The 26,095-nt window shown below is 46.9% G+C and carries 23 protein-coding genes and 2 pseudogenes; 15 read left to right on the top strand and 10 right to left on the bottom strand.

Translation table 11 applies throughout. The features are described 5' to 3' along the window. Positions 1-8 precede the first annotated feature (8 nt). The 3 genes and pseudogenes from rpmA to proB form a co-directional block, all read left to right on the top strand. Positions 9-269 carry a 50S ribosomal protein L27 gene (rpmA, locus tag AOC28_RS07630; protein ID WP_011902041.1) on the top strand — a complete coding sequence of 87 codons (261 nt, stop codon included), beginning with the start codon at positions 9-11 and terminating at the stop codon, positions 267-269. An 88-nt stretch (positions 270-357) separates the two neighbouring features. Continuing rightward, positions 358-1,446 carry a GTPase ObgE gene (gene obgE / locus AOC28_RS07625; RefSeq protein ID WP_072583369.1) on the top strand — a complete coding sequence of 363 codons (1,089 nt, stop codon included), beginning with the start codon at positions 358-360 and terminating at the stop codon, positions 1,444-1,446. A 21-nt stretch (positions 1,447-1,467) separates the two neighbouring features. After that, a pseudogene (proB, locus tag AOC28_RS07620) lies at positions 1,468-2,238 on the top strand (glutamate 5-kinase); the annotation flags it as partial. A 38-nt stretch (positions 2,239-2,276) separates the two neighbouring features. On the opposite strand, the gene AOC28_RS07615 reads toward proB, so the two are convergent. Together AOC28_RS07615 and AOC28_RS07610 are read right to left on the bottom strand one after the other, a co-directional pair. Continuing rightward, positions 2,277-2,840, bottom strand: a complete 564-nt coding sequence (locus tag AOC28_RS07615) for a CNP1-like family protein (protein ID WP_072583367.1) — start codon at positions 2,838-2,840, stop codon at positions 2,277-2,279. Then, complete coding sequence (locus tag AOC28_RS07610) at positions 2,837-3,436, bottom strand: RNA pyrophosphohydrolase (protein ID WP_072583366.1); 600 nt, start codon at positions 3,434-3,436, stop codon at positions 2,837-2,839. The genes AOC28_RS07615 and AOC28_RS07610 overlap by 4 nt, the downstream gene beginning before the upstream one ends. 48 nt (positions 3,437-3,484) lie before the next feature. Here AOC28_RS07610 and AOC28_RS07605 point away from each other — a divergent pair, with 48 nt between their 5' ends. Continuing rightward, positions 3,485-5,227, top strand: coding sequence for a proline--tRNA ligase (locus tag AOC28_RS07605; RefSeq protein ID WP_072583365.1), 1,743 nt, complete (start codon positions 3,485-3,487; stop codon positions 5,225-5,227). On the opposite strand, the gene ffh is transcribed toward AOC28_RS07605, so the two are convergent. Next, a complete protein-coding gene (ffh, locus tag AOC28_RS07600) occupies positions 5,228-6,610 on the bottom strand; it encodes a signal recognition particle protein (protein ID WP_072583364.1) in 1,383 nt (460 codons plus the stop codon). It lies immediately after the preceding gene. Between the two features lie 20 nt (positions 6,611-6,630). On the opposite strand from ffh, the gene ccsA reads away from it, so the two are divergent. From ccsA to AOC28_RS07570, 5 genes are all read left to right on the top strand, one after another. Then, complete coding sequence (gene ccsA / locus AOC28_RS07595) at positions 6,631-7,479, top strand: cytochrome c biogenesis protein CcsA (protein ID WP_072583363.1); 849 nt, start codon at positions 6,631-6,633, stop codon at positions 7,477-7,479. Positions 7,480-7,482: 3 nt separating this feature from the next. Then, complete coding sequence (ampD, locus tag AOC28_RS07590; RefSeq protein ID WP_255407138.1) at positions 7,483-8,301, top strand: 1,6-anhydro-N-acetylmuramyl-L-alanine amidase AmpD; 819 nt, start codon at positions 7,483-7,485, stop codon at positions 8,299-8,301. A gap of 274 nt (positions 8,302-8,575) precedes the next feature. Next, a complete protein-coding gene (locus AOC28_RS07585; protein ID WP_072583362.1) occupies positions 8,576-11,542 on the top strand; it encodes a ribonucleoside-diphosphate reductase subunit alpha in 2,967 nt (988 codons plus the stop codon). A gap of 43 nt (positions 11,543-11,585) precedes the next feature. Next, positions 11,586-12,770, top strand: a complete 1,185-nt coding sequence (locus AOC28_RS07580) for a ribonucleotide-diphosphate reductase subunit beta (RefSeq protein WP_072583361.1) — start codon at positions 11,586-11,588, stop codon at positions 12,768-12,770. Positions 12,771-13,101: 331 nt separating this feature from the next. Beyond that, positions 13,102-13,350, top strand: a complete 249-nt coding sequence (locus AOC28_RS07570; RefSeq protein ID WP_143143907.1) for a histone H1 — start codon at positions 13,102-13,104, stop codon at positions 13,348-13,350. A gap of 222 nt (positions 13,351-13,572) precedes the next feature. On the opposite strand, the gene AOC28_RS07565 is transcribed toward AOC28_RS07570, so the two are convergent. From AOC28_RS07565 to AOC28_RS07540, 7 genes and pseudogenes are all read right to left on the bottom strand, one after another. Beyond that, positions 13,573-14,532 (bottom strand): carbohydrate kinase family protein, encoded by a 960-nt coding sequence (locus AOC28_RS07565; RefSeq protein WP_072583359.1) that lies wholly within the window; start codon positions 14,530-14,532, stop codon positions 13,573-13,575. Between the two features lie 52 nt (positions 14,533-14,584). After that, positions 14,585-15,205 carry a DUF3426 domain-containing protein gene (locus AOC28_RS11525; RefSeq protein WP_255407147.1) on the bottom strand — a complete coding sequence of 207 codons (621 nt, stop codon included), beginning with the start codon at positions 15,203-15,205 and terminating at the stop codon, positions 14,585-14,587. Then, positions 15,194-16,114 (bottom strand): annotated as a pseudogene (prmA, locus tag AOC28_RS11520) (50S ribosomal protein L11 methyltransferase); the annotation flags it as partial. The pseudogene prmA and the gene AOC28_RS11525, both read right to left, overlap by 12 nt. 15 nt (positions 16,115-16,129) lie before the next feature. After that, positions 16,130-17,494 (bottom strand): acetyl-CoA carboxylase biotin carboxylase subunit, encoded by a 1,365-nt coding sequence (accC, locus tag AOC28_RS07555; protein ID WP_072583357.1) that lies wholly within the window; start codon positions 17,492-17,494, stop codon positions 16,130-16,132. A gap of 52 nt (positions 17,495-17,546) precedes the next feature. Continuing rightward, positions 17,547-18,008: an acetyl-CoA carboxylase biotin carboxyl carrier protein gene (accB, locus tag AOC28_RS07550; protein WP_072583356.1), complete on the bottom strand. Its 462-nt coding sequence runs from the start codon at positions 18,006-18,008 to the stop codon at positions 17,547-17,549. 36 nt (positions 18,009-18,044) lie between these two features. After that, positions 18,045-18,494 (bottom strand): type II 3-dehydroquinate dehydratase, encoded by a 450-nt coding sequence (gene aroQ, locus AOC28_RS07545; RefSeq protein ID WP_083564265.1) that lies wholly within the window; start codon positions 18,492-18,494, stop codon positions 18,045-18,047. Positions 18,495-18,713: 219 nt separating this feature from the next. Beyond that, positions 18,714-19,241: a TlpA disulfide reductase family protein gene (locus tag AOC28_RS07540; protein ID WP_072583355.1), complete on the bottom strand. Its 528-nt coding sequence runs from the start codon at positions 19,239-19,241 to the stop codon at positions 18,714-18,716. 26 nt (positions 19,242-19,267) lie between these two features. On the opposite strand from AOC28_RS07540, the gene mpl reads away from it, so the two are divergent. The 6 genes from mpl to mtgA are packed head-to-tail and all read left to right on the top strand — an operon-like array spanning position 19,268 to position 26,095. Next, positions 19,268-20,668, top strand: a complete 1,401-nt coding sequence (gene mpl, locus AOC28_RS07535) for a UDP-N-acetylmuramate:L-alanyl-gamma-D-glutamyl-meso-diaminopimelate ligase (RefSeq protein ID WP_072583354.1) — start codon at positions 19,268-19,270, stop codon at positions 20,666-20,668. 40 nt (positions 20,669-20,708) lie between these two features. Further along, entirely contained in the window at positions 20,709-21,443 is a 735-nt protein-coding gene (locus AOC28_RS07530) for a beta-ketoacyl-ACP reductase (protein WP_072583353.1), read from the top strand. 2 nt (positions 21,444-21,445) lie between these two features. After that, positions 21,446-23,497: an RNB domain-containing ribonuclease gene (locus AOC28_RS07525; protein ID WP_072583352.1), complete on the top strand. Its 2,052-nt coding sequence runs from the start codon at positions 21,446-21,448 to the stop codon at positions 23,495-23,497. Beyond that, positions 23,481-24,368, top strand: a complete 888-nt coding sequence (locus tag AOC28_RS07520) for a TonB family protein (RefSeq protein ID WP_083564264.1) — start codon at positions 23,481-23,483, stop codon at positions 24,366-24,368. The genes AOC28_RS07525 and AOC28_RS07520 overlap by 17 nt, the downstream gene beginning before the upstream one ends. Positions 24,369-24,424: 56 nt before the next feature. Beyond that, positions 24,425-25,330, top strand: a complete 906-nt coding sequence (gene aroE / locus AOC28_RS07515) for a shikimate dehydrogenase (RefSeq protein ID WP_072583351.1) — start codon at positions 24,425-24,427, stop codon at positions 25,328-25,330. Positions 25,331-25,339: 9 nt separating this feature from the next. Beyond that, positions 25,340-26,095, top strand: a complete 756-nt coding sequence (gene mtgA / locus AOC28_RS07510; RefSeq protein WP_072583350.1) for a monofunctional biosynthetic peptidoglycan transglycosylase — start codon at positions 25,340-25,342, stop codon at positions 26,093-26,095.

The following is a 26,095-nucleotide window of genomic DNA, read 5'->3' as shown; positions in this document are numbered from 1 at the left end:
AGAAAGATATGGCACAGAAAAAAGGCGGCGGCTCAACACGAAATGGCCGCGACTCAGAATCGAAACGCTTAGGCGTTAAGGTATTTGGCGGCGAGCATATTAATGCTGGCAGCATCATCATTCGTCAACGTGGCACACGTGTTCATCCAGGTGCTAACGTTGGTATTGGTAAGGATCACACTTTGTTTGCCTTGATTGACGGACAAGTGGAATTCGGCGTTAAGGGTGCTTTGAAGAAGGCCCAAGTTTCAGTCTTGCCTCGTTCATAAGGTAGCCTGACTGAGACACGTTTGATTCAGATTTATTCCGAATTTAACTCTTAGGAACAGGCCTCGCTAAGCGAGGCCTTTTTTATTCATGAAATTTATAGACGAAGCACGTATTGAAGTGATAGCTGGGCAAGGTGGTGCCGGGAGTGCCTCTATGCGCCGCGAAAAGTTCATTGAATTTGGCGGACCTGATGGTGGTGACGGCGGCAAAGGCGGCAGCGTCTGGGCAATAGCCGATCGCAATATCAACACTCTGATTGATTACCGCTACGCAAAAACACACACTGCAAAAAATGGTGAGCCTGGTCGTGGCGCCGATTGCTATGGTCGAGCCGGTGACGATATCGAGTTGCGGATGCCAGTTGGCACAATCATTGCCGACTATGAAACTGGTGAACCCATTGCTGACTTAACTACTCATGGTGAGCGCCTGTGTTTGGCGCAGGGCGGTGTTGGTGGTTGGGGCAATATTCACTTTAAGAGCAGTACGAATAGAGCGCCACGTCAAAAGACGAATGGCAAAGAAGGTGAACGTCGTAAGCTGAAGCTCGAATTAAAAGTATTGGCCGACGTTGGTTTATTGGGTATGCCGAATGCGGGTAAATCTACTTTGATTACTGCAGTTTCGAATGCGCGTCCAAAGATTGCGGATTATCCATTTACCACTTTGCATCCAAATTTGGGTGTAGTGCGTGTGGGAGCTGAGCGCAGTTTTGTAATTGCTGATATTCCTGGTTTGATTGAAGGTGCGGCTGAAGGCGCTGGTCTGGGTCATCGCTTCTTGCGCCATTTGCAACGCACAGGGGTTTTGCTGCATTTGGTTGATATTGCTCCATTTGATGCGAATATTGATCCAGTAGCAGATGCTGTAGCGATTGTGAATGAATTGCGTAAGTACGACGAAGCTTTGGTTGAGAAGCCACGTTGGCTAGTCTTAAATAAAGTGGACATGATTCCAGAAGAAGATCGCAAGACGGTAGTTGCTGACTTTATAAAGCGCTTTAAATGGAAAGGCCCTGTCTTCGAGATCTCAGCCTTAACAGGCTTGGGTTGCGATAAGCTTTGCTATTCCTTGCAGGATTATTTGGATTCTGTACGTCGTGACCGAGATGATGCGGATGAGCGCGCTCAAGATCCGCGTTATCAAGGCCAGCTAGAAGATAAAAAACCAGATTAAATATTTCATTCGCCTTTTGCCATGAACGCTAAAAAAACTCAACGGATTGTTGTCAAAGTAGGATCTAGCCTAGTCACCAATAATGGTGAAGGCTTGGATCATGCTGCGATTGCAATGTGGGCTGAGCAAATGGCTGGGCTATTAAAGGCTGGTCATGAGGTATTGATGGTGAGCTCAGGTGCTATTGCTGAAGGCATGCAGCGTCTGGGTTGGACTAAGCGTCCACAAGAAATTCATCAACTGCAAGCCGCTGCTGCAGTTGGTCAAATGGGCTTGGTTCAGGTTTATGAAAGCTGTTTTGCGCGTTTCAATCTCCGCAGTGCTCAGGTCTTGCTAACCAACGCAGACTTGGCCGACTCTGAACGTAATGCAAATGCTAGAGCCACCCTCGATACTTTGTTGAAGTTGGGCGTAGTTCCCATCATTAACGAGAATGACACAGTAGTAACCGATGAAATTAAGTTTGGTGACAACGACAGCCTTGCCGCTTTAGTAACCAATTTAATTCATGCAGATCTTTTGGTGATTTTGACTGATCAAGGCGGTCTGTTTACTGCAGATCCACGTCAAAATCCAAATGCCACCTTGCTTGCGGATGCTATTGCGGGAGATCCTGCTTTAGAAAAAATGGCGGGCGGTGCCGCTAGTGAGCTCAGTAAGGGCGGTATGTTGACTAAGGTGTTGGCTGCAAAGATTGCCGTACAAACCGGCGCAGCTACCGTGATTGCCTCTGGGCGCGAACCTCATGTGCTTACTCGCTTAATGGCGGGCGAGAAAATAGGCACCTACTTGAGTACTAAGTAAGCGCCACGTACGTAGATCTCAACTTTTTATTGAATACCGTTTGAATTGGTTGGCTTTTGCCCGCCAATAAAGCCATTCGGATTAAGAGAATGCAAAATGGTTTTGATGTTCTTTTCTTGATTGCTAAAGTTGCAAAAAGCCCCTTGCGCTAACGAAGCCTGATAGCGATTGGGTATATCGCTTTGAATATTTTTCCAGCTACCCAAAGGATTTTCTTTCCAAATACCGTTCTCTAGAGTGCCATAGAGACGCCACTGAAAAGAATCGCAGCGAATACCCTCATATTGCGTTTGTTGGCTTCCGCTGGGGCTGCTAATAACAACAATATATCGTGTGACACCATCTGCGCCAATTAGTATCGAGTCAGTATCCACTGCAAATTTAAAGATTGTGCGCTGAGAGGCGTAAAAGGGCACTAAGGCAGATTGGTTTGGCGGATTCAAGGGCATGGCGGTAGTGCCCTCTTTGAACACCATAGGTGCAAAAGGATCTTCCCCACTAATTAGAGCATCCCCTCCGCATGCAGATAATGCAAGGCCGAGGATTGCGGTACAGCAGGAGAGGTAAAAGCGCTTCAAAGAAATAGTCATGTGGATTGATCGTTTGGGTTGTCGTCTTTCGGATGTTCGTGAGAGCTATCGTAAAAAGACTGAATTAAATCAAGAGGAGATCCCCAGGCAAGCTGGTGCATGCGCATGCCTCGAGAGAGGTAACGCGCTAATTCTGAAAGCGCGAGTTGATAAACTTCACGCTTAAAGCCAATGACGGCATCTAATTGAATCCAGAAGGGGACCCAGCGCCAAGCATCGAATTCGGGGTGTTCTGAAGCGCGAAGTTGGATATCGCTATCTAAACCTACTAGACGCAAGAGAAACCAAATTTGTTTTTGACCACGGTATGCTGCCCTATGGACCCGAGTGGCGTGTTGACGGCGCAAGTATTCCTCAGGGACGTCGTAGCGAAGCCAATCCCTGGTGCGTCCAATAATTTGGACATGCTCCGGCAGTAAGCCAACCTCCTCTTGCAATTCGCGGTACATAGCCTGTTCAGGGCTTTCACCATGCTGAATCCCGCCCTGCGGGAACTGCCACGAATGCTGCCCAACGCGTTTTCCCCAGAAAACCTCGTTACGGCTGTTGAGGAGGACAATGCCGACATTCGGGCGATACCCTTCACGGTCAAGCATGATCGTGCCTCAAATCCTTTAAAATCAACGATTTGATTATATCCATACATGAAAGCATCACAATCATTTCTCGCCACGCTAAAAGAAGCCCCCTCCGACGCTGAGGTGGTTTCGCACAAACTTATGGTGCGTGCAGGTTTAATTCGTAAGCTCAGCGCAGGCATTTACAACTATTTGCCGCTAGGTTTGAAGGTTATCCGTAAAGTAGAAAACATCATTCGCGAGGAAATGAATCGTGCTGGCGCAATTGAATTACTCATGCCAATGATTCAGCCTGCTGAATTGTGGCAAGAAACTGGTCGTTGGGAAAAGATGGGTCCGGAGTTGCTGCGCATCAAGGATCGCCATGATCGTGATTTTTTGATTCAGCCAACCTCTGAAGAGGTGATTACCGATTTGGCTCGCAATGAGATTAAGAGTTACAAGCAATTGCCAGTGAACTTTTATCAGATACAGACTAAGTTCCGTGATGAGCGTCGTCCGCGCTTTGGCATCATGCGTGGTCGCGAATTCAGCATGAAAGATGCTTACTCATTTGATCGTGATGTTGAGGGTCTCAAGAAATCCTATCAAATCATGTTTGATGCTTATACCCGTATCTTTAAGCGTATGGGTCTGCAGTTCCGTGCAGTAACCGCAGACAATGGCGCCATTGGGGGCTCTGGTAGTCAAGAGTTTCACGTGATTGCTGATACTGGTGAAGATGCGATTGTGTATTGCCCTAGCTCTGACTACGCAGCTAATTTAGAGGCGGCTGAGTCTTTAGCTTTAATTGCTACACGTGCCGCTGCAACTGCTGCGATGGCCAAAGTGCCAACGCCTGACAAGACAAATTGCGCAGATGTAGCGAAGCTCTTAAATATTCCTCTTGAGAGCACAGTAAAGTCATTATTGTTTGCTGCTAATCAAGAAAAAGGTCCGGCCAAACTATTTATGTTGCTGGTGCGTGGCGACCACGAGCTTAATGAAGTGAAGGCGAGCAAGATTCCTGGCATGACAGAATCACGCTTTGCTACTGAAGCAGAAATTAAACAAGCTTGCAATGCACCAGCAGGTTATTTAGGTCCTGTTGGGGTGAGTGCTGAAGTGACTGTTGTTGCTGATCGCACCGTTGCCAATATGGCTGACTTTGTCTGTGGCGCTAACGATGCTGGTCATCACTTGACTGGCGTGAACTGGGGTCGTGATTTGCCTGAGCCTTTGGTGCTGGATATTCGTAACGCAGTGATGGGCGATCCATCACCGGATGGCAAAGGGGTTGTGGATATTTGCCGCGGTATTGAAGTCGGGCATGTATTTCAATTGGGCACTCGTTATTCGGAAGCAATGGGTTGCACTTACTTAGATCAACAGGGCAAAGCTCAGCCAATGGTGATGGGTTGTTACGGGATTGGCGTTACTCGTTTGCTTGGTGCTGCCATTGAGCAGGGTCATGACGAGAAAGGCATTATCTGGCCAATCTCAATGGCGCCGTTCGAGGTGGTCATTTGCCCAATGGGTTACGAGAAATCAGAAGCAGTTAAAGCCGCATGCGATCAGTTGCATGACGAGCTATTAGCGGCTGGAATTGATGTGATTCTGGATGACCGGAATGAGCGCCCAGGCGCGATGTTTGCTGATTGGGAACTGATCGGAGCACCATTCCGCGTGGTGATCGGCGATCGTGGCTTGGCAGACTCTCAAGTAGAATTTAAGGGCCGGACTGATGCAGAGTCCCAGAACATCCCACTAAATGACATCAAAGCAAAAGTGATTGCTGCAGTTCAAGCAGCAAAGAGCTTAGTTAATTAATTATTTCTTAAAGAGCCCGCCAATACCCTTGGCGGCTCCTTTTGCAGCCATGGTGGCCATGGTGCGCGCCATTTTTCCACCCTTGAATTGCTTCATCATGGTTTGCATTTGCTCGAACTGAGCTAGCAGGCGATTGACCTCTTGCACTTCTACGCCGGAGCCGGCAGCAATGCGACGCTTACGACTGGCTTTAAGTAATTCAGGCTTTCTGCGCTCGCGAGGAGTCATGCTATCAATAATGCCGCGCATACGCGTAGTTTGTTTATCTGCATTGCTGAGATTTGCTTTGGAGGCAGCTTGCGCCATTTGGCTGGGTAATTTGTCCATCAAGCTCGCCATGCCACCCATCTTTTGCATTTGCATCAGTTGATCTCGAAAATCTTCTAGATCAAAACTACCTTTAGAAATCTTGCTAGCTAATTTTTCTGCTTTGGCAACGTCAACGTGTTGCTGGGCTTGCTCAACTAGAGCCAGAATATCGCCCATGCCCAGAATGCGATTGGCCATGCGTTCAGCATCAAATGCCTCTAGACCAGCCATCTTCTCGGCGACACCGATAAATTTGAGTGGAACACCGGTTACTTGGCGTACTGAAAGCGCCGCACCACCGCGAGAGTCACCATCTAGCTTAGTTAGGATCACGCCGGTGAGTGGGAGCGCTTCATGGAAGGCTTTAGCGGTATTGACGGCATCTTGACCAAGCATGGCGTCAACTACGAACAAGGTTTCGATTGGATTGAGGCTGGCATGCAAAGTTTTGATTTCTTGCATGAGCGCTTCATCAATACCAAGACGTCCTGCAGTATCCACAATCACTACATCAAAGTAATGGCGGCGTGCCCAATCTAGGGCAGCTACAGCAATGTCATTTGGTTTTTGACTAATGTCGCTCGGAAAAAACTCGGCGCCAACCTGCTTGGTAACAGTTTCTAGTTGCTCAATCGCAGCTGGACGATAGACGTCACAAGAAACAGTCAGAACCTTCTTTTTCTTTTTTTCTTGCAACCACTTGGCGAGTTTGCCAACCGATGTCGTTTTACCCGCACCTTGTAAGCCGGCCATCAAGATGACTGCGGGAGGTTGGGTAGCGAGATTGAGTTCGCCACTTTGATTGGTGTCGCCCATCATGACTTGGGCGAGCTCACGTTGAACTACGCCAACCAAAGCTTGTCCAGGGCTGAGGCTTCCAACCACTTCCTCGCCAAGGGCTTTAAATTTGATTTGCTCAAGTAGTGACTTCACTACTGGCAGCGCTACGTCGGCCTCTAGCAGGGCTAAACGGATTTCCCGCAGCATTTCTGCAGTATTGTTTTCAGTGAGGCGGGCTTGGCCCCGCATTGTTTTAACAACGCGTGATAGGCGGTCGGTGAGGTTTTCTAGCATTTATCGATTAGACTTTCCAGATGGATATTTTAGGTTACTCAAGTTACGGATGGCTCCCTTCTGCACTTTATTTAGTGCTTTTGCTGGTTTTGAGCTTCAAAGCCAAGAGCGGCGTGGAGTCTGGACTCTCTAGCGCTCTGGTACAGGCTGCTATTTTTGTGATTTTGGTGATTCATGGGGTGCAATTGCATGACTCAGTTTTCACTCCCCAAGGCTTTGTATTTGGTTTTGCACAAGATTTATCCTTGATTGCTTGGGTTGGCCTAGCCTTTTATTGGTTTCAATCTTGGTTTTTACCTATCTCAAGCTTACGTTGGATGTCCTTAATGTTTGCGCTCATTTGTGCATTTCTGCCGACTGTTTTTCCAGGAACCTTACTTTCACCTAAAGCGGTTTCAGATCCTTGGTTTAAGGGGCACTTCGTGGTGGCTACTGTTTCAGTGGGCTTACTGAGTCTGGCGGCGATGCATGCCATGCTCATGAGCGTTCAGGATCGCGCGTTGCATCGTCAGTTGGCAATCATTCCGAATAGCCGCCTTGCTCATTGGTTGGAGGATCTACCTCCGCTCATGACGATGGAGAGTCTTTTGTTCAATTTGCTTTATGTTGGTTTTGCACTTTTGAGTTTGACGGTCTTCTCAGGCCTACTCTTTTCGCAAACGCTGTTTGGCAAACCTTTAATGTTTGATCACAAAACCATTTTTGCTTTGGTCTCCTGGTTTTTGTTTGCCGGTCTTTTGATAGCGCGTTGGCGAGTGGGGCTGCGTGGCAGAGCTGCTATTCGATGGGTATTAAGTGCTTATACCGCTTTGTTGCTTGCATATGTCGGCAGTCGTTTTGTAGTTGAAGTCATTCTGCAGAGAGCTTAACCATTGTTTAAGTGGCTTTTATTATTTGCAGGGGCTGGCCTTTTTTATCTTTGGATTAAGGGTAAGAAGCAAGCACAGTTCAACGCAGAAAACTCCCCTAAACCCAATAGAAATAAGCCTGAGAAGGTGACTGTACCGGAGGTGATGGTGCAGTGTCAGTGCTGTAAGGTGCACTTACCTAAGTCAGAAGCATTCACTTGTGAAGACCGTTTTTATTGCTCAAAAGCACATCTTCATGCCCTAGATTCGGATGGTTGGGTTGGCGATGCGCAATGGAGAATTTCACCTAACCAAGACCTTAGACCAGAAAATGTTATTCTTGATCTAGTTGTGATTCATCACATTAGTCTTCCGCCAGGTGAATTCAGAAATCAATCGTCTAGTCAGCATATTGTTGATTTTTTCCAAAATAAGCTGGACCCTAACAAGCATCCTTATTTTGCTGAGATTGCCGATCAAAAGGTATCCAGCCATTTTTTGATTGCCCGCTCTGGAGATTTAATTCAGTTTGTCTCTACGCAGTACAAGGCTTGGCACGCTGGTGTTTCATCATTTTTTGGCAGGGAAAGGTGCAATGACTTTTCGATTGGTATTGAGATGGAGGGGGATGGCGATTCGCCATTTGAAGTTGCTCAGTATCAAGTCTTGGTAAATCTCATTGCGAAATTGGCAGTCACATATCCTCATTTGCAATTTGCGGGACACAGCGACATTGCGCCTGATCGCAAAACCGATCCTGGAATTTATTTTGACTGGAAAAAGTTCCAAAAAGAGACAAGCATTCCTCTTGAACGACTGCCTTTTGGTCTAAGCCCTCGATAGTCTTCCTTTTGTATGTGAGCGTACGCTTACTTTTTTAGCCTTTGTCTAAAACGGGCCAAAAAATTCGCACCAAAATGACCCCAAAATAAGTGGAAAACTTAGTAAAAGTACTAATAAATATTTGTCATAAATGGCTTACCAATTATCAAATATTTCCCTATACTTAGTGCCTAATGCACTTCAAGACACTAGATGTAGTGTTTGAATCCAGCAATACCCCATTGTTTTTTAACGATATTTTGTCCAAATAACTATATATATACGCAGGAGCAACATGACATACGCTAATCCACAGACAGCAGGCCAACCAGCTGGAGCGAATAACCCAGGAATGAGTCCTGCAGGGGCGGTAAACCAAGCTCCTTCTGCCAGCTTTGTGGCTGGTGGTGTTGGTGGCACGCAGGCAACCCAATTGTCTGATTACAAAATTATTCGCCGTAATGGCTCAGTTGTAGCATTTGAGCCATCCAAAATTGCGATTGCAGTAACGAAGGCATTTTTAGCGGTCAATGGTGGACAAGGTGCTGCATCAGCACGTGTTCGCGAACAAGTAGAGCAGTTGACCCACTCTGTTGTGCGCGCGTTGTTGCGTAGTCGCCCAAATGGCGGAACTTTCCATATCGAAGATATTCAAGACCAAGTTGAATTGGCTTTGATGCGTAGTGGTGAGCACAACGTTGCTCGTGCTTACGTTCTCTATCGTGAAAAGCGCAATCAAGAGCGTGCTGCTCAGCAAGAAGTTTCCCAGGAAGCGCAAACTGCGAATCAAGCTGGCGAGTCTGGCATCAAGGTAACTGACAACGGTGTTGAGAAGTGGCTTGATATGGCCGCTTTGCGTACTGTGATTGAGGCGGCCTGCGAAGGTTTGGGTACTCATATTGACGCTACTCCAATCATTACTGAGACTATCAAGAACTTGTACGACGGCGTACCAATGGCGCAGGTGTATGACTCCGCTATTTTGGCTTCCCGTACTTTGATTGAAAAAGATCCGGCATACAGCCAAGTAACAGCACGCATCTTGATGCACGTGATTCGTAAAGAAATCTTTGGCAAGGAAGTATTGCAAGGCGATACACAAGCTGAATACAGCACTTACTTTGCGAAGTACATCAATGAAGGTATCTCTGCTGAGTTGCTGGACCCACGCATGCGTGAGTTTGACTTGCCACGCTTGGCTGCAGCCTTGAATGCCAGCCGTGACTTGCAATTTAACTATCTCGGCTTGCAAACTTTGTATGACCGCTATTTCTTGCATATTGAAGAGCGTCGTATTGAAATGCCACAGGCTTTCTTTATGCGCGTCGCAATGGGTTTGTCTTTGAATGAGATGGATCGCGAACGTCGTGCAATCGAGTTCTATGAAATCCTCTCTACATTTGATTTCATGTCCAGCACACCAACGTTGTTCAACTCAGCAACTACTCGTCCACAGCTTTCTAGCTGCTACTTGACGACTGTAGATGATGATTTGGATGGAATTTACGAAGCATTGAAAGAAAATGCTTTGTTGTCTAAGTTTGCTGGTGGTTTGGGCAATGACTGGACTAACGTTCGTGCGTTGGGAAGCCATATCAAGGGAACTAACGGTAAATCACAGGGTGTTGTGCCATTCTTGAAGGTAGTGAACGACACTGCTGTTGCTGTGAACCAAGGTGGTAAGCGTAAGGGCGCAGTTTGTGCCTACCTGGAAACATGGCACTTAGATATCGAAGAGTTCTTGGAGTTGCGTAAGAACACTGGTGACGACCGTCGTCGCACCCACGATATGAATACCTCAAACTGGATTCCTGATTTGTTCATGAAGCGTGTAATGGAAGGTGGCGATTGGACTTTGTTCTCGCCATCCAACACTCCAGATTTGCATGACAAATTCGGTAGAGCATTTGAAGAGGCTTATGTTGCCTATGAGCAAAAAGCGGATCGTGGTGAATTGAAGCCATTCCGCCGTATTCCAGCGCAACAGTTATGGCGCAAGATGCTCGGTATGTTGTTTGAAACTGGTCACCCATGGATTACTTTCAAAGATCCTTGCAATATTCGTAGCCCACAGCAGCATGTCGGTGTAGTTCACTCATCTAACCTCTGTACTGAGATCACCCTCAATACAAACGAGACTGAGATTGCGGTTTGTAACTTGGGCTCTGTGAACTTAACTGCTCACATGACTACAGATGCCAATGGCAAGATGATTTTGGATCACGAGAAGCTCCAAAGAACTGTTCGTACTGCAATGCGTATGTTGGATAACGTGATTGATATCAACTACTATGCAGTAGCTAAAGCGCGTAACTCCAACTTGAAGCACCGTCCAGTGGGTATGGGCATCATGGGCTTCCAGGATTGCTTGCATATGCAGCGTATTCCTTATGCTAGCGATGAGGCTGTGAAGTTTGCTGACTCTTCAATGGAAGCAGTTTGCTACTACGCATACCAAGCATCCAATGAATTGGCTGAAGAGCGCGGCGTTTACAGCACCTACAAAGGTTCCTTATGGGATCGCGGCATTCTCCCGCAGGATTCAGTAGCCATGTTGGCGGCCGAGCGCGGTGGTTATGTAGAGGTGGATAACTCCTCTACTATGGATTGGAGTGGTTTACGTGCACGTATCAAGCAACACGGTATGCGCAACTCCAATTGCGTGGCAATTGCGCCAACAGCTACGATTTCAAATATTATTGGTGTTTCAGCTTGCATCGAGCCTACATTCCAGAACTTGTTTGTGAAATCCAACCTTTCAGGCGAATTCACAGTGGTAAACGAGTACTTGGTGCGCGATTTGAAAGATCGTGGTCTTTGGGATGAAGTGATGATTGCTGACTTGAAGTACTTTGACGGCACCTTATCCAAAATCGACCGCATTCCACAAGATTTGCGTGATTTGTATGCAACTGCTTTCGAAGTGGAGCCAAGTTGGTTGGTTGAAGCTGCTTCACGTCGTCAGAAATGGATCGACCAAGCTCAATCACTCAACATCTACATGGGTGGCGCTTCCGGTAAGAAATTGGATGACACCTATAAGTTGGCTTGGTTGCGTGGCTTGAAAACCACTTATTACCTCCGCACAATGGCTGCAACTCACGTTGAAAAATCAACCGTTGCTAGTGGTCAGTTGAACTCTGTTTCTAGCGGTGGTGGCGTAAATGGTACGGATGCAGCAGCTGCACAAGAAGCTGATGGCCCAGTTTGCACAATGCGCCCAGGCGATGCTGGTTTCGAAGAATGTGAAGCATGTCAATAAGCGATTTGCTTATTGGTCGGAATAGAAGAATTAGGAGAAAGTTATGTTGAATTGGGAAGAAGAAGTCGCTCCAGCACTAGCGAAAGCTAGTCTTGCACCGCAGCCGGTTGCAGCGGAGCCACAACGCCTACAGGTAGATCAGATTGCTCAGGTAGCCCCTCAAGTTGTTTCTGCTGCCCCAGTGCAAGCTGCTGCGGCTGGTGGCGCTGCCTTGCGTGTCAATGCCGCTGATAAGCGCGTCATTAATGCCAAGACTGACGTTAATCAGTTGGTTCCATTTAAATATAAATGGGCTTGGGAAAAGTATTTAGCTGGCTGTGCAAACCACTGGATGCCACAAGAGATCAATATGAACCGCGATATCGCGCTTTGGAAAGATCCAAATGGCCTGACAGAAGATGAGCGTCGCATTATTAAGCGCAACCTCGGTTTCTTCACAACAGCCGATTCTTTGGCGGCAAACAACATTGTTTTGGGTACTTATCGCCACATTACTGCCCCAGAATGCCGCCAATACCTATTGCGCCAGGCTTTCGAGGAGGCAATTCATACCCACGCTTACCAATATATTGTGGAATCTTTGGGCTTAGATCAGGCTGAAATCTTCAATGCGTATAACGAAATTGAATCGATTCGCGCCAAAGATCAGTTCTTAATTCCGTTTATTGACGTATTAACTGACCCAAATTTTCAGACTGGCACATTAGAAAACGATCAAAAGTTGCTTCGTTCGCTCATCGTTTTTGCTTGCGTGATGGAAGGTTTGTTCTTTTATGTTGGTTTTACGCAAATACTTGCAATGGGTCGTCAAAACAAAATGACGGGTGCTGCTGAGCAGTATCAATACATCCTTCGTGATGAGTCTATGCACTGCAATTTTGGTATCGATTTGATTAACCAAATCAAGCTGGAGAACCCGCAGTTATGGACTTCCGCGTTCAAAGACGAGATCAAATCCATCTTCGAAAAAGCGGTCGAATTAGAGTACCGTTATGCCGAAGATACGATGCCTCGCGGAGTACTTGGATTGAACGCTCCGATGTTCAAAGGGTATCTAAGATACATCTGTAATCGCAGATGTTTGCAAATAGGACTTGACGCGATGTTCCCAAATGAAGAGAATCCATTTCCATGGATGTCAGAAATGATTGATCTTAAGAAAGAAAGAAACTTTTTTGAGACACGCGTTATTGAGTATCAAACTGGCGGTGCGCTAAGTTGGGAGTAGTAAGCAGTAAGTAAGCGCATAGCCGGCTAAATTGGAGATTAGACGGTTGGATAGTTTAAGAAGTCAGCAAAAACAGACTCAAATCCGAAAACCCTTGCTCAAGGGTGCCTGGGCTATTCTCTCCATTTTTTCCAGCACATTTAAGAAGCCGTTGTCCTTTGGGACCACGGCTTTTTTTCCAGGATTCATTAGCGTGCAGCACCTAGCATCAAGCCGCGCGCCGATGAATGGCTCGCTCGTCAGCTCCAAAAGGTTGCAAAACCAGGCGGAATTAGATGGTCGGGTCTTCTTAATGTAGTTTGTACTAATCCTCACGTGAAGGAGTATTAATATGGCAATCGCCAAGAAAAAACCTGCTGCAAAGAAACCAGCTGCTAAGAAAAAAGTAGCTGCTAAGAAGCCTGCTGCTAAAAAAGTAGCTAAAAAGAAGCCTGCTGCTAAAAAAGCTGCTGCTAAAAAGCCAGCTGCTAAAAAAGTAGCTAAGAAGCGTCCTGCTGCTAAAAAAGCTGCTGCTAAAAAGCCAGCTGCTAAAAAAGTAGCTAAAAAAGTTGCAAAGAAGCGCGTAGCAAAAAAAAAGTAAGTAAGCCTGCTGCGAAGAAAGCGGGCTCCGCTGTAAAAAAGCCCGCGGCTAAGAAAGCTGCACCAGCGACTAGTGCGTTGAATCCTGCCGCCGCTTGGCCCTTCCCAACTGGCACACGTCCTTAATCGGACGGGTGTTACTAGAAGGGGTCTCTCACGAGACCCCTTTTTTTATTTCCAGATTGAGAAATTAGTAAACCTAGGCGCCCTAGGCTGTTTTTACTTAGAAACTAAAGCCGAATGCTGCTTTAAATTGCTCTGCGATCTGATCTTTGCTGAGTTGGTGATTTTGTGGCCCTTGATGGGTAATCTTGATTGAGCCCATGAGACTAGCGAGGCGGCCAGTGGTGTCCCAGTCCATGCCATTTTCTAGACCAAACAGCAATCCACCTCGGAAGGCATCCCCGCAACCTGTTGGGTCGACTACTTTTCCAGCCGGCACCGATGGAATAGCGATCACCTTGCCATCAACATAAATATCAGCCCCCTCAGCGCCTTTAGTAACGATCAGCGCCTTAACTCGCTCAGCCACTTTGGCCAAGCTCAAGCCCGTTCTTTGAGAAAGCATTTCTCCCTCGTAGTCATTTACTGCCAAGTAGCTGGCGATATCGACCAATTCCAGAAGCTCGGGGCCATTAAACATTGGTAAACCTTGGCCTGGATCAAAGATAAAGGGAATATTGGCATCGGCTAGTTGATGGCAGTGCTCCCACATTCCTTGGCGACCATCGGGTGCAACGATTCCTAATTTCGCTGGACCCTTAGCGTTCTTGCTACGCTCAGCCACAACTGCCGAGACTTGGTTCAGATGGGATTCACCCATGGCGCCTGGATGAAAGGCGGTGATTTGGTTGTTTGCTTGATCGGTAGTGATCATGGCTTGTGCGGTAAACGCTTGATCGATCTGGCGAATATGGCTTGCATCAATTTTGAGTTGCTCAAGGCGACTCATGTAGGGCGTGGCATCACCACCCACTGTAGCCATGATGATTGGATCGCCGCCCAAAAGATTGAGGTTGTAGGCAATATTGCCAGCGCAACCGCCAAATTCACGGCGCATAGTTGGTACCAAGAAGGCTACATTCAGAATATGAATCTGCTCAGGCAGGATTTGATCGGCAAATTTACCTTCAAAGTTCATGATGGTGTCGTAGGCAATGGAGCCACATATCAAGCTAGCCATAAATTACTTTCTTTAGAAAAATTGGGTGTAAATGTAGTGTTTATGAATTAATTTAGGGGTAGAGTACTCGCACACGATAGCCCGCAGCATTCAGTGGAAGAGAAATAAGCAGCTCAAGCTGCAGCATTTCGCCAGAAGGGATCCCCTTTTTTAAAAAATCAGGATGAGATTCTTGCCAAGCTTTCGGTAGCCACTCTTGTGGAGTGAATTGCAGTGATTTGATTTCAGATTCTTCTGCATCAGTTAAAGAAATTTCTAAATTCGGCGCTAAAACGGCAATAGCTAGACGATTCTGTATCTCCACTTGCAGCAGAGATTGATTTGCAGGGTTTTTAAGGCCTTCTCGCGCGTTTTCTGGCGCAAGTGCGGCTGAAGTTATTTTCCATGCAGAAAAATCGCTCACAGTGCGATCTAGACATCCTAGTGCACGACAAAGTTTTGCATCGATATGTTGTAAAACATGAAACGCACTAACGGAAATGGAATTTGATGTCCCATCAATGCGTGGTGCTAATGCGGGAAGCAATGAATTTCTGGAGAGATGCTCTCCAAAAATAAGGAGTAGCAAAAATAAAGCAGCTAAAAGGACTAACTTAAGACTTTTTTTTTGAGCAGGTGCAGCAAAAGTAGATTCAGAATTGCTTTGCTTGTCCTTGTTTAAGGTGCCGTGCAAGCAAACCCAGCCCTCACTCTCTTTCCAAACAGAGAGCTTGAGCCATTGGCTATAAGTAGTAATCACTTCTTCTGCTTGGCGGGCAAGTACACCAGATAAAACAATGCGTCCGCCTACCTTCATCTTGTTGACTAAGGCTGGCGCAAGAACTTGTAGTGGATTTGCCAAAATATTGGCCATCACAATGTCGTATTTGGTTTCGGCGGCCAGTTCGAGTGCGCCTTCGTTTGGCAAGACAAAGCGAATGATGGTGTTATTGATTTCTGCATTACTACGAGCAGCAACCATCGCTTGCGGATCAATATCGGTACCGATCACTGGTTTACAGCCCAGCTTTGCGGCGGCAATTGCCAATATGCCTGAGCCACAACCGTAATCCAAGAGACTTTGATTTTGCAAATGACTTTGTTGTTCAAGCCAAAGAAGGCATAAATGCGTGGTTGGGTGGCTGCCAGTACCAAATGCGAGACCTGGATCAACCGCAAGGCAGATCGCATTGGGATCAGTTGGTGCATCGTGCCAAGATGGCACTACCCAAATCCGTTCACCAATCTGAATGGGTGCAAATTGACTTTGGGTTAAACGAACCCAGTCTTGTTCTTCGACTGTTTTTTCTTGAGGAGGTGCTAGATGAAAGCCCGCCTCTTTAAGGGATGCAAGTAGTTCGGGAATAAATTCTGCACTGCCTGAAGCATCAATCTCTGGATTAAAGAGAGCGGTTACTGCTGATCTATCCCACGCTTGCACTTCTGGAGAGAGGCCTGGCTCACCGTAAAGTGGGTTTTCGTCATAGCCACCAGCAGCATCATCTTCAACAGTGACGGACAGGGCGCCCAAATCCAAAAGCGCGTCACCCAAAGGCTCGGCGGTTTCAGCGGCTACCGTGAATACCAGTTCACGATAAGACATGAAGCGCTTTCATCATTAGGATTTGCCGCGACTCGCAGCTTGCTCTTCTAAGCGATGCTCTAAGTAGTGAATGCTGGTGCCGCCTTCAATGAAGTTCGGATCTAGCATGAGCTCACGGTGGAGTGGAATGTTGGTTGTAATGCCGTCAATTACCATCTCAGAGAGCGCAATCTGCATGCGGCGAATGGCTTGCTCACGAGTATTACCGTAAGAAATCAATTTACCAATCATGGAGTCATAGTTTGATGGCACTACATAGCCGCTGTAAGCATGCGAATCAACCCGAATGCCAGGGCCTCCAGGCATGTGGAATGAACCAATTTTGCCTGGGCTCGGGGTGAACTTGAATGGATCTTCAGCATTCAGGCGGCACTCAATGGCATGACCACGGAAAACAATGTCTTTTTGGCGATAGCTGAGTTTCAGGCCAGCCGCAATACGAATTTGTTCCTGAACGATATCTACACCAGTAATCATTTCAGTCACTGGATGCTCCACCTGAACACGAGTATTCATCTCAATGAAGAAGAATTCACCATCTTCGTAGAGAAACTCAAAGGTACCTGCGCCACGGTAGCCAATCTTGCGACAGGCTTCTGCGCAACGTTCACCAATTTTGGCGATCAAGCGACGATCAATGCCTGGTGCCGGCGCTTCTTCAATCACTTTTTGGTGGCGACGCTGCATAGAGCAATCGCGCTCACCCAACCAAATCGCATTGCCATGAGTGTCGGCAAGAATCTGAATCTCAACGTGGCGAGGTTTTTCTAAAAACTTCTCCATATAGACTTCTGGGTTGCCAAAGGCACGACCTGCTTCTTCTCGGGTCATATTGACAGCGTTGATCAGCGCAGCTTCAGTGTGAACTACTCGCATGCCACGACCACCACCACCGCCAGCAGCTTTAATGATTACTGGATAGCCCACTTTTTTTGCGGTTGCAATAATTTCTTTTGGATTATCAGGAAGTGCGCCCTCTGATCCAGGTACGCAAGGAACACCAGCTTTAATCATGGCGCGTTTTGCAGAAACCTTGTCACCCATCAGGCGAATAGACGCAGCTGTAGGTCCAATAAAGGCAAAGCCAGATTTCTCAACCCGCTCTGCAAAGTCTGCGTTCTCAGAAAGGAAGCCATAACCAGGATGAATTGCTTCTGCGTCGGTAACTTCCGCTGCAGAAATAATCGCTGGCATATTCAGATAGCTAAGCGGAGATGGCGCCGGCCCAATACAAACCGCTTCATCGGCAAGCTTTACATACTTCGCTTCTTTATCTGCTGTGGAGTACACCACCACAGTTTTAATTCCCAACTCGCGGCATGCGCGTTGGATGCGGAGAGCAATTTCTCCCCGATTGGCAATCAGAATCTTATCGAACATGTCGGCTCTGAGTTAAGTAACAGTGAATTGGAATTGAACTAAAGGTAGTCAATTAAGCAATGATGAAAAGCGGCTGGTCAAATTCAACACCTTGACCGTTTTCACAAAGAATTTCTTTGATCACACCAGCGTGCTCGGATTCGATTTCATTGAGCAACTTCATTGCCTCAATAATGCAAAGTGTTTGACCTACTTTTACCGTGTCGCCAATGTTGACGAAGTTCGGAGACTCTGGATTTGGGGCGCGGTAGAAAGTGCCAACCATTGGTGAGCGTGCAATAGAGCCAGTTTCAGCCGCGGATGCTTCAGCGATAGGAGCTGTTGCAACAGGCGCGCTAGCTGCTGGTGCGGCTTGCATCGCAGGTGCTGGATTAGCGTAAACCATTTGGGCGGCTGGTGCGGGAGAAACTGCGTTAACAATGCGAACGCGATCTTCGCCTTCATTTACCTCTAATTCTGAAATTCCTGATTCAGAAACTAGGTCGATCAAGGTTTTTAGTTTTCTCAGATCCATACGAGTGCTTCCTCTCTTGTCATTCTTTAAATAGTTTTATTTCTGCAAGCGAGCAATAGCTGCTTGCAGGGCTAATTCATAGCCAATCGCGCCAAGACCACAAATCACCCCAGTCGCAATATCGGACAAATAGGAATGTTTACGGAATTCTTCGCGCTGATGAATATTGGATAAATGGACTTCGGTAAAAGGGATAGCTACCCCAGCCAAGACGTCGCGTAATGCAACGCTTGTGTGGGTAAAGGCGCCTGGGTTGATGATGATGAAATCAACCCCATCTTGTTTAGCCTTTTGAATGCGGTCAATTAACTCACCTTCATGGTTGCTTTGAAAGGTATCGAGATCAACGGACTGCGCTTTTGCCAGCTCGCCGAGCCTTTGGTGGATATCTTCTAGGGTAGTTTTTCCGTAAACATCGGGTTCACGGGTGCCTAATAGATTTAGGTTTGGGCCTTGAATTACGAGAATTGAAGCTTTTTTCGACATAGATCCCTGTTTTTAGAGGCAGTTAAGCTTAAATTGCTAAATAACTTCATGCTCGATTGCTTATGAAGGGGAGTATACCTTTTTAAAGCTAGGAAAAGACCAAAAACTCGCTGCAAAAATAGGAATTTTCATCGCTTTAAGGAGCGGATATCAAAATAAATGCTTAATTTTTAGGCAGAAATTAATGGTTCGATAAATCCATGTATAGCTTAAAACTACCTATAAAGCGGATTTAATTTCACTTCTGATGTCATCTTCGCTTATTTTTCCTAATTTGCTATAGCTTGCTTTACCCTTGGCATTGATGATGATGGTGAAAGGAAGGGCGCCTTGGGAATTTCCCAGCTGCTTAGAAAGATTGCTTCCTTCAAGACCCCCAATCACAATCGGATAGCTCACTGGGGTTTTTGAGAGAAATTCACGAATATTAGAGGGCGAATCGATACCAATACCGACAAATAAGACATTTTTCTGCAAGAACTCTTGCTGGAGCTTATCTAAAGCAGGCATTTCTTCGACACATGGTGGGCACCAGGAGGCCCAAAAGTTCACCACCAACACTTTTCCTTGCCAATCTTGGGGATTAACTGTTTTTCCATCTGGCGTTTGCCAAGAATTGGCAAAAAATGCTTTCACAGCGGGATCGCTGGCCAAGCCAGTTTTATAAATCCACTGGGAGGTGAGTACACCCCCAAGGAGTGCCAAAAGACTAATTGCGACGATGATGATCAATTGTCTACGGTTCATTGCAACTCCTTCGCTAAAATTCGCTAATGCATATACATATCTTGGGCATTTGCGGTACTTTCATGGGCGGCATTGCCGCAATCGCGAGGCAGGCTGGGCATCGCGTTACTGGTTGCGATGCCAACGTCTATCCCCCAATGAGTACGCAGCTTGAAGCTCAAGGCATCGAACTAATTGAAGGATTCTCACCCGAGCAATTATCTCAGTTTGAGACCATGCCTGATTTATTCGTGATTGGCAATGTGGTTTCTCGTGGTAATCCATTGATGGAAGCAATTCTCAATCAAGGGCTACCCTATATCTCAGGCCCGCAATGGTTGGGCGAACAAGTTTTGTATGGGCGACATGTTTTAGCTGTAGCGGGTACGCATGGCAAGACAACTACTTCAGCTATGTTGACTTGGATTTTGGAATTCAACGGTTACAAACCGGGTTATCTCATTGGTGGTGTGCCTCTGAATTTCACAGTGTCTGCACGTTTAGGCGAAAGTAAATATTTTGTTATTGAAGCTGATGAATATGACACTGCTTTCTTTGATAAGCGTAGTAAGTTTGTTCACTATCGACCACGTACGGCCCTATTGAATAACTTAGAGTTTGATCACGCCGATATTTTTGCTGATCTTGCGGCAATCGAAACACAATTTCATCATTTAGTGCGCACTGTTCCTGGCGATGGTTTACTGGTTGTAAATGGTGAGGAGCCTGCATTGGCGAGCGTGATCACGCATGGCGCTTGGGCGCCTGTAGAGCGGTTCGGGCAAGAACTCACAAATGAATGGTCTTTAATTGCTCAAGAGGCTGATGGTTTCATCGTGCGCAAGGCAGGTAAAGAGGTAGCCACTGTGAAGTGGGCGCCTGATTCTGGTGTGATGGGTAGACACAATCAACTCAATGCACTTGCAGCGATTGCTTGCGCAAATCATATTGGTATCCCTCCAGCAGATGGTGCACGCGCATTGGCGGAATTTAAGAATGTAAAGCGTCGCTTGGAAACGATTGGTGTTGCAAATGACATCACGATCTATGATGATTTTGCCCACCATCCAACCGCGATCACGACTACAGTTGATGGTCTTCGTCGCCGTGTTGGTAAAGCACGTATCTTGGCGGTACTTGAGCCACGTTCAAATACGATGAAGCTCGGTGTGATGAAAGCTCAACTGCCTGGAAGTCTAGAGGCTGCTGACAAAGTGTTTGCCTATGGCGCTAATGCCGGCAAGGAATCATTGGGCTGGGATTTGGCAGATGTCTTATCTCCACTCAATATGCAAGAACAGGGTAAAGCGCATGCCTTTGATGATCTTGAGGCATTAGTGAAGGCGGTTGCCCATGAGGCTCAGCCTGGCGATCACATTTTGGTAATGAGCAACGGCGGGTTTGGTGGCGTACACCAGAAAATATTAAAAGCCATTTCGGCGCAGTAAAAAAAGAATTGATAACAAAAGCAAAAATAGAAAGCAAATCATGGGCAATAGACTAAAAGACAAAGTAGCCATCATTACCGGCGCGGCAAAGGGTATTGGTTTTGCTACTGCTCAGCGTTTTGCAGAAGAAGGCGCAAAAGTTATCATTACGGATATTGGCCTGGAGGCCGTTAATAGCGCGGCTGAAAAAACGCCTAATGCCGAAGGCTATGTCATGAATGTCACCGATCGCGCTAGCATTCAGTCAGTTGTAGACCAGGTAATGCAAAAGCATGGGCGGATTGATATCTTGATCAATAACGCAGGCATTACTCAAGATGCACGCTTAATTAAGATGACCGAAGCACAGTTCGATACCGTGATTGATGTCAATCTGAAGGGTGTATTTAATTGCACTCAGTTAATCGTGCCGCACATGCTGGAAGCTGGCTCTGGCGCAGTGGTCAATGCATCAAGCGTTGTGGGTCTCTACGGTAATTTTGGCCAAACCAATTACTCAGCTACTAAATTTGGTGTGATTGGTTTTACAAAAACATGGGCGCGTGAATTAGGGCCTAAAGGCATTCGAGTCAATGCGGTGTGCCCTGGTTTTATCGCCACTGAAATGGTTATGGCTATGCCAGCAAATATTGTGCAAGACATTGAAAAACGCAGTTGGCTTGGTCGTCTGGGTACCCCCGCTGAAATGGCAAATGTGTATTTATTCTTAGCAAGCGATGAGGCAAGCTATGTTAATGGAGTGGCATTAGAGGCCAGCGGCGGGATCTCGCTCTAAGCATGAATCTTTTATACGAAGAAGGTGGCGATATTAAGATCGCCACAGTCCAGTCTGCTTCAGGCGCTGGCGATGCAGAGTCTTGGCAAGCAACTAGTCTTTCTGGAAAAAAGATCAAACTCAAAGCCAAGGAAGTGTGGCTGCGTTTTGAAAAGCCTGAAGCTCAAATGGCTATGGATGAAGCCAGCACACTCACTGCCGATATTGATTTGCAGTTCCTTTGGGACTGTGCGCCTGATGAAGAGTTTGGCTTGGTTGATGTAGCGCATGAGTACTTTGGCTCACAAGCGAGCATTCCACAACAAGTTGCGCTGGCTATTGCCTTGCAAGGGGCGCCAGTATTTTTCCGTCGCAAGGGGCGCGGACGGTTTCAGAGGGCTCCACTAGAGCAGTTACAGGCTGGTTTGGCTGCATTAGATCGCAAACAAAAAGAGCTCGAACAGCAATCCATTTGGCAGCAAGAGTTGGTTGCTGGTACTTTCCCTGAGGCACTGAAGTCTTCAGCCAAGCAATTACTTTTCTCGCCCGATAAAAATACCTCTGCCTATAAGGCATTGATCGCAGCCTGCACTGAAACCGGGGAGTCTCCGGCGCAGCTGATGATTCGTTGTGGTGCAATCGACTCTCCTTTGGCGTATCACCAGGGCTTGTTCCTGAAGGCGCATTTTCCGAATGGAGCGGATCACAACCTTGCTATCGGAGTTGATCAAGCAGCATATGCAGCTGCTATTGCTGAGCTGCCGCTTGCTCAGGTACAAGCATTCTCCATTGATGATTCGGGCACTACAGAGATTGATGATGCTCTATCCGTTACGGTAATCGAGGGCGGGCATCGAGTAGGTATTCACATCGCTGCTCCTGGATTGGCCATTACAAAAGATGATCCACTAGATCTAGTCGCTCGCAATCGCATGTCCACGGTGTACTTTCCGGGTGACAAAATTACAATGCTGCCCGATTCAGTAATTGAGCAATTTTCATTAGATGAGGGTATGCCTAGACCAGCCTTATCAATCTATGTGGATATTGATGCTGAGGGCATTGCCAATCGAGCGAGCTTGCAGATGCGTGCTGAGATGGTGCCGATGGCTGCCAATTTGCGCCTGGAAAATATTGAGCATCTCGTGAGTGAAGAGAGTCTGCTGGATGAGGGTTCTAACTACCCCTATCGCAAAGAGCTGGCGACTCTATGGCAAGCTGCTAAACATCTGCATGCAGGGCGTCAAGAGAAGCGTCTAGCAAATGGTTTGCGTGCTGAGCAGTTAGGTGTCATAGATCCAAATGCCCTGGCAAGAGACTTTCATTTTCAGATTCAAGATGTTGATGGGGTTCAGCGCGTAGAAATCGTGCCACGTCAACGCGGTTCTATTTTGGATACGATTGTTGCGGAGTGGATGATTTTCTGTAATAGCGCCTCAGGACAGCTTCTAGCAGATCATGGTCTTCCTGGATTATTCAGAACTCAAAAGGGTTGGGGTCCATTGCGTACTCGGATGCAAACAACCCCTGGACCTCATGAGGGTCTTGGCTTGGACTATTACGCCTGGTGTACATCTCCTTTACGTCGATATTCTGATTTGGTGAATCAGTGGCAATTAATTGCGCTAGCAAAGCATGGTGTTACTGCCAAGATGGTTGCCCCATTCCCGCCGAGAGACGCTACCTTGATGGGTATGGCTGCTGACTTTGAATCTTGCTATCAAGCTTATGGCGAGTTCCAAGATCGCTTGGAAAAGTATTGGTGTTTACGTTGGATCACTCAAGACGGTGATTCGAAAACAGTGCATGTGCGCCATTTAAAAGAGGGTATGTCCAGAGTGGAGTTAGTACCTCTACATCTACCTATCCCTGAATTGGCAACCCATCCGCGCATGACCCGTGCGGAAGTGGTGATCGCAGATGTAGATTTTCTGCAGCTAAGTGCTGGCGTTCGTGTGTTGGAGATCGAGGCAAAAATTGAATCCCCCGAAAAGCCTTCGGCCGATCAGGTTGCCGAGCAGACTCCAGAGCAAGTAGTTTCGGATAACCCTGAAGAAGATGCTGGCCCAGATTAAATCGTTAGAGTTTCCATGTCCTGAGAGGCTTGGTAAGGCTTTGCATTATCTGCGAGGCGCTTGGAATCGTCACCCTTTTCGATTTGCCTTGTGCGCTTCAATACTGATCCACATTGTTTTCTTATCTTTCCGTTGGGGTGTTGGAGAGATTCAGAACCGCAGACTAAATACGCCATTGAGCGTGGTTTTAGTAAACGCCAGCAATAAAACGCCACCTCAAAAAGCAAATAAGTTGGCGCAGGCTGATTTGCAGGGTGGCGGTAAAACAGAAACTCAAGATGCCACAGCAATGCACCGTGCCAGATTGGGTGCTGAGGCTAGGCTTGAGGTTTTAGAAAAACAGCAAAAACAAATGCTCGCTAAGCTAGATGAGCAGCGCAGTCGTTCAGGTGGTCGCAAGAGTGGCGACGAGCAAAAAATTACTCCCCAATTAAATTCTTTAGAGGCTGAGTTAGCTAAACGCTTACAAGCTGATGGTAAAGAGCCTAGACGTAAGGTATTGACTGGAGCTAATACCAAGGCAGTCACGTTTGCGCATTATTACGATGCGATGCGTCAGAAGATTGAGGCTTACGGTAGTGCTTTTTTCCCAAGGGCGAATGGACGCCCTTTGTACGGTAGTCTAGTGATTGTTGTCAGCGTTGATAACCAAGGCAGAATCACTACAAATGCTCAAGGCAAGGATGGGCTCTCGATTGGCCGTAGTTCTGGCAATCCCGAGCTAGACCGCCAAGCGCTGGCAATTGTGAGAGCCTCTGCGCCATTTGGTCCTTTTCCTTCAGAAATGCGTAATCAAATCGATGTCTTAGATTGGATCTCTACTTTTGAGTTCACGCGCGATGGCGTGGATCGCCTAGAGCTACGCCATTAATATTATTTAAAAAGTTTACTAACTCAATTTGCAAATTCGCTTATTCTGTAGTCATCATGAGCTCTACTGATACCGCCTCCCTACACACCGATCCAAGCCTTTTTGCTGGCGTGGATGTCTATGCGGTTGCGGGTAATCCGATTTCTCACAGCAAGTCTCCCTCAATTCATCAACGGTTTGCAGAGCAAGCAAAGCAACGGATGCACTATGGCCGTCTTCAGCCTGAAATAGGTTCATTTGCTCAAGCAGCTAAAGCATTTTTTACTGCAGGCGGCAAAGGCATGAATGTAACGGTACCTTTCAAGTTAGATGCTCAAAATTTGGCTGATGTATTAACACCGCGTGCTCAATTGGCGGGTGCCGTTAACACTTTGTGGAAGACGGAAGGCAAAATTTTTGGTGACAATACCGACGGTGCTGGTCTAGTGCGCGATTTACTGGCTCAAGGTATTGCACTGCATAGTGCTCGTATTTTATTGATCGGTGCTGGTGGGGCTGCACGGGGTGTAATAGGTCCTTTGCTTGAGCAATCTCCTAAGTCCCTCATCATTGCCAATCGTTCCAGCGCAAAAGCGGATGAGTTGGTTAAGCTATTTGCAGATTTAGCCGGCTCTAAGGAGGTAGCGCTGGAGTCGCGTACTTTGGCTGATTTGGAGGATGTTGCAAAAACTCAGCATCCATTTGATTTGGTCATTAACGCTACTGCTGCTGGTTTAACCGACGAGTCTCCATTGACGCCCGAAGCGGTAGCTAATATTTTTGTGCCCAGCTCTTTCGCTTATGACATGGTCTACGGTAAAACTACTGCCTTCATGCAGCAGGCCTTACAACGAGGTGCTCGCGTAAGTGATGGCCTTGGAATGTTGGTTGAGCAAGCGGCTGATGCATTCTTGCTATGGCGGGGTGCGCAATTAGCGAGTGCAATTTACCCCCGCGCAGTCTTAGCAGAGTTACGCAGTTAATTTGCCCTGATGCGCTGGCTTCTATATCCAGTGAAGTGTTTGCTCGCAGGGTTTATTGCCATGCAAATCTTTTTTGCTCTGCAAATTGCTTTATGGATGAGCTTAGATCCCAGTAGCACTGCGTTTCAGAGGGCTGAGCGTTGGCGCTTATGTACTTGGCATTGGACCTGTCCAGTGCAATCTCATTGGGTGCCTTATGACAAGATCTCGAACAATCTCAAGCGCGCTGTTTTAGTCAGTGAAGACGATATCTTCTTTCAACACAAGGGTGTGCGAGTTGAGGATATGCAAAAAGCCTGGCAGAAAAATCAACAGCAGAATCAGCAAAAAACCCAAACAGGCAATAAATCCAAAATAGCGTTACGGGGTGGATCTACTATTACCCAGCAATTAGCAAAAAATTTATTTCTTTGTTCAGAGCAACATTATTTGCGCAAGGGCCAGGAGCTCATCATTACCGGGCTTTTGGAATTAATACTTTCTAAGCAGAGATTGTTTGAGATTTATCTCAATTCGGTAGAGTGGGGTGAAGGCATTTTTGGAGTTGGTGCCGCCTCTCAGCATTATTTTGCTACAAGTCCAGCAGCCCTAGATCGGGACCAAGCTGCTGCTCTAGCTTCAGCGCTGCCAGCGCCAAAGTGTTTTGACAAGCAGCAGTATTGCCGTCGAGGAAGTATTAATTATTCCGCTCGCCAAGAATTTGTCTTAGAAAATATGGATAGAGTTGCCTTGGCGCCTTATCCAAAGAGCGGTGCGGGTAAATAA

This window comes from Polynucleobacter sp. MWH-Adler-W8 (assembly GCF_001889925.1).
Classification (GTDB): Bacteria; Pseudomonadota; Gammaproteobacteria; order Burkholderiales; family Burkholderiaceae; genus Polynucleobacter.
The sequence above is the reverse complement of the archived record's forward strand: the minus strand, read 5'-3'. Positions and strand labels throughout refer to the sequence as shown.

What these genes read in the sequence shown, in the direction of transcription:
- AOC28_RS07565 (WP_072583359.1), bottom strand. Translation starts at nt 14,532, where the DNA reads ATGGCTAGCTTGATATGTGGCTCCATTGCCTACGACACCATCATGAAC.
- AOC28_RS07570 (WP_143143907.1), top strand. Translation starts at nt 13,102, where the DNA reads ATGGCAATCGCCAAGAAAAAACCTGCTGCAAAGAAACCAGCTGCTAAG.
- ffh (WP_072583364.1), bottom strand. Translation starts at nt 6,610, where the DNA reads ATGCTAGAAAACCTCACCGACCGCCTATCACGCGTTGTTAAAACAATG.
- AOC28_RS07605 (WP_072583365.1), top strand. Translation starts at nt 3,485, where the DNA reads ATGAAAGCATCACAATCATTTCTCGCCACGCTAAAAGAAGCCCCCTCC.
- AOC28_RS07580 (WP_072583361.1), top strand. Translation starts at nt 11,586, where the DNA reads ATGTTGAATTGGGAAGAAGAAGTCGCTCCAGCACTAGCGAAAGCTAGT.
- AOC28_RS07540 (WP_072583355.1), bottom strand. Translation starts at nt 19,241, where the DNA reads ATGAACCGTAGACAATTGATCATCATCGTCGCAATTAGTCTTTTGGCA.
- mtgA (WP_072583350.1), top strand. Translation starts at nt 25,340, where the DNA reads ATGCGCTGGCTTCTATATCCAGTGAAGTGTTTGCTCGCAGGGTTTATT.
- obgE (WP_072583369.1), top strand. Translation starts at nt 358, where the DNA reads ATGAAATTTATAGACGAAGCACGTATTGAAGTGATAGCTGGGCAAGGT.
- aroQ (WP_083564265.1), bottom strand. Translation starts at nt 18,494, where the DNA reads ATGTCGAAAAAAGCTTCAATTCTCGTAATTCAAGGCCCAAACCTAAAT.
- AOC28_RS07610 (WP_072583366.1), bottom strand. Translation starts at nt 3,436, where the DNA reads ATGCTTGACCGTGAAGGGTATCGCCCGAATGTCGGCATTGTCCTCCTC.
- ccsA (WP_072583363.1), top strand. Translation starts at nt 6,631, where the DNA reads ATGGATATTTTAGGTTACTCAAGTTACGGATGGCTCCCTTCTGCACTT.
- AOC28_RS07585 (WP_072583362.1), top strand. Translation starts at nt 8,576, where the DNA reads ATGACATACGCTAATCCACAGACAGCAGGCCAACCAGCTGGAGCGAAT.
- accB (WP_072583356.1), bottom strand. Translation starts at nt 18,008, where the DNA reads ATGGATCTGAGAAAACTAAAAACCTTGATCGACCTAGTTTCTGAATCA.
- AOC28_RS07615 (WP_072583367.1), bottom strand. Translation starts at nt 2,840, where the DNA reads ATGACTATTTCTTTGAAGCGCTTTTACCTCTCCTGCTGTACCGCAATC.
- AOC28_RS07520 (WP_083564264.1), top strand. Translation starts at nt 23,481, where the DNA reads ATGCTGGCCCAGATTAAATCGTTAGAGTTTCCATGTCCTGAGAGGCTT.
- accC (WP_072583357.1), bottom strand. Translation starts at nt 17,494, where the DNA reads ATGTTCGATAAGATTCTGATTGCCAATCGGGGAGAAATTGCTCTCCGC.
- AOC28_RS07530 (WP_072583353.1), top strand. Translation starts at nt 20,709, where the DNA reads ATGGGCAATAGACTAAAAGACAAAGTAGCCATCATTACCGGCGCGGCA.
- AOC28_RS07525 (WP_072583352.1), top strand. Translation starts at nt 21,446, where the DNA reads ATGAATCTTTTATACGAAGAAGGTGGCGATATTAAGATCGCCACAGTC.
- mpl (WP_072583354.1), top strand. Translation starts at nt 19,268, where the DNA reads ATGCATATACATATCTTGGGCATTTGCGGTACTTTCATGGGCGGCATT.
- rpmA (WP_011902041.1), top strand. Translation starts at nt 9, where the DNA reads ATGGCACAGAAAAAAGGCGGCGGCTCAACACGAAATGGCCGCGACTCA.
- aroE (WP_072583351.1), top strand. Translation starts at nt 24,425, where the DNA reads ATGAGCTCTACTGATACCGCCTCCCTACACACCGATCCAAGCCTTTTT.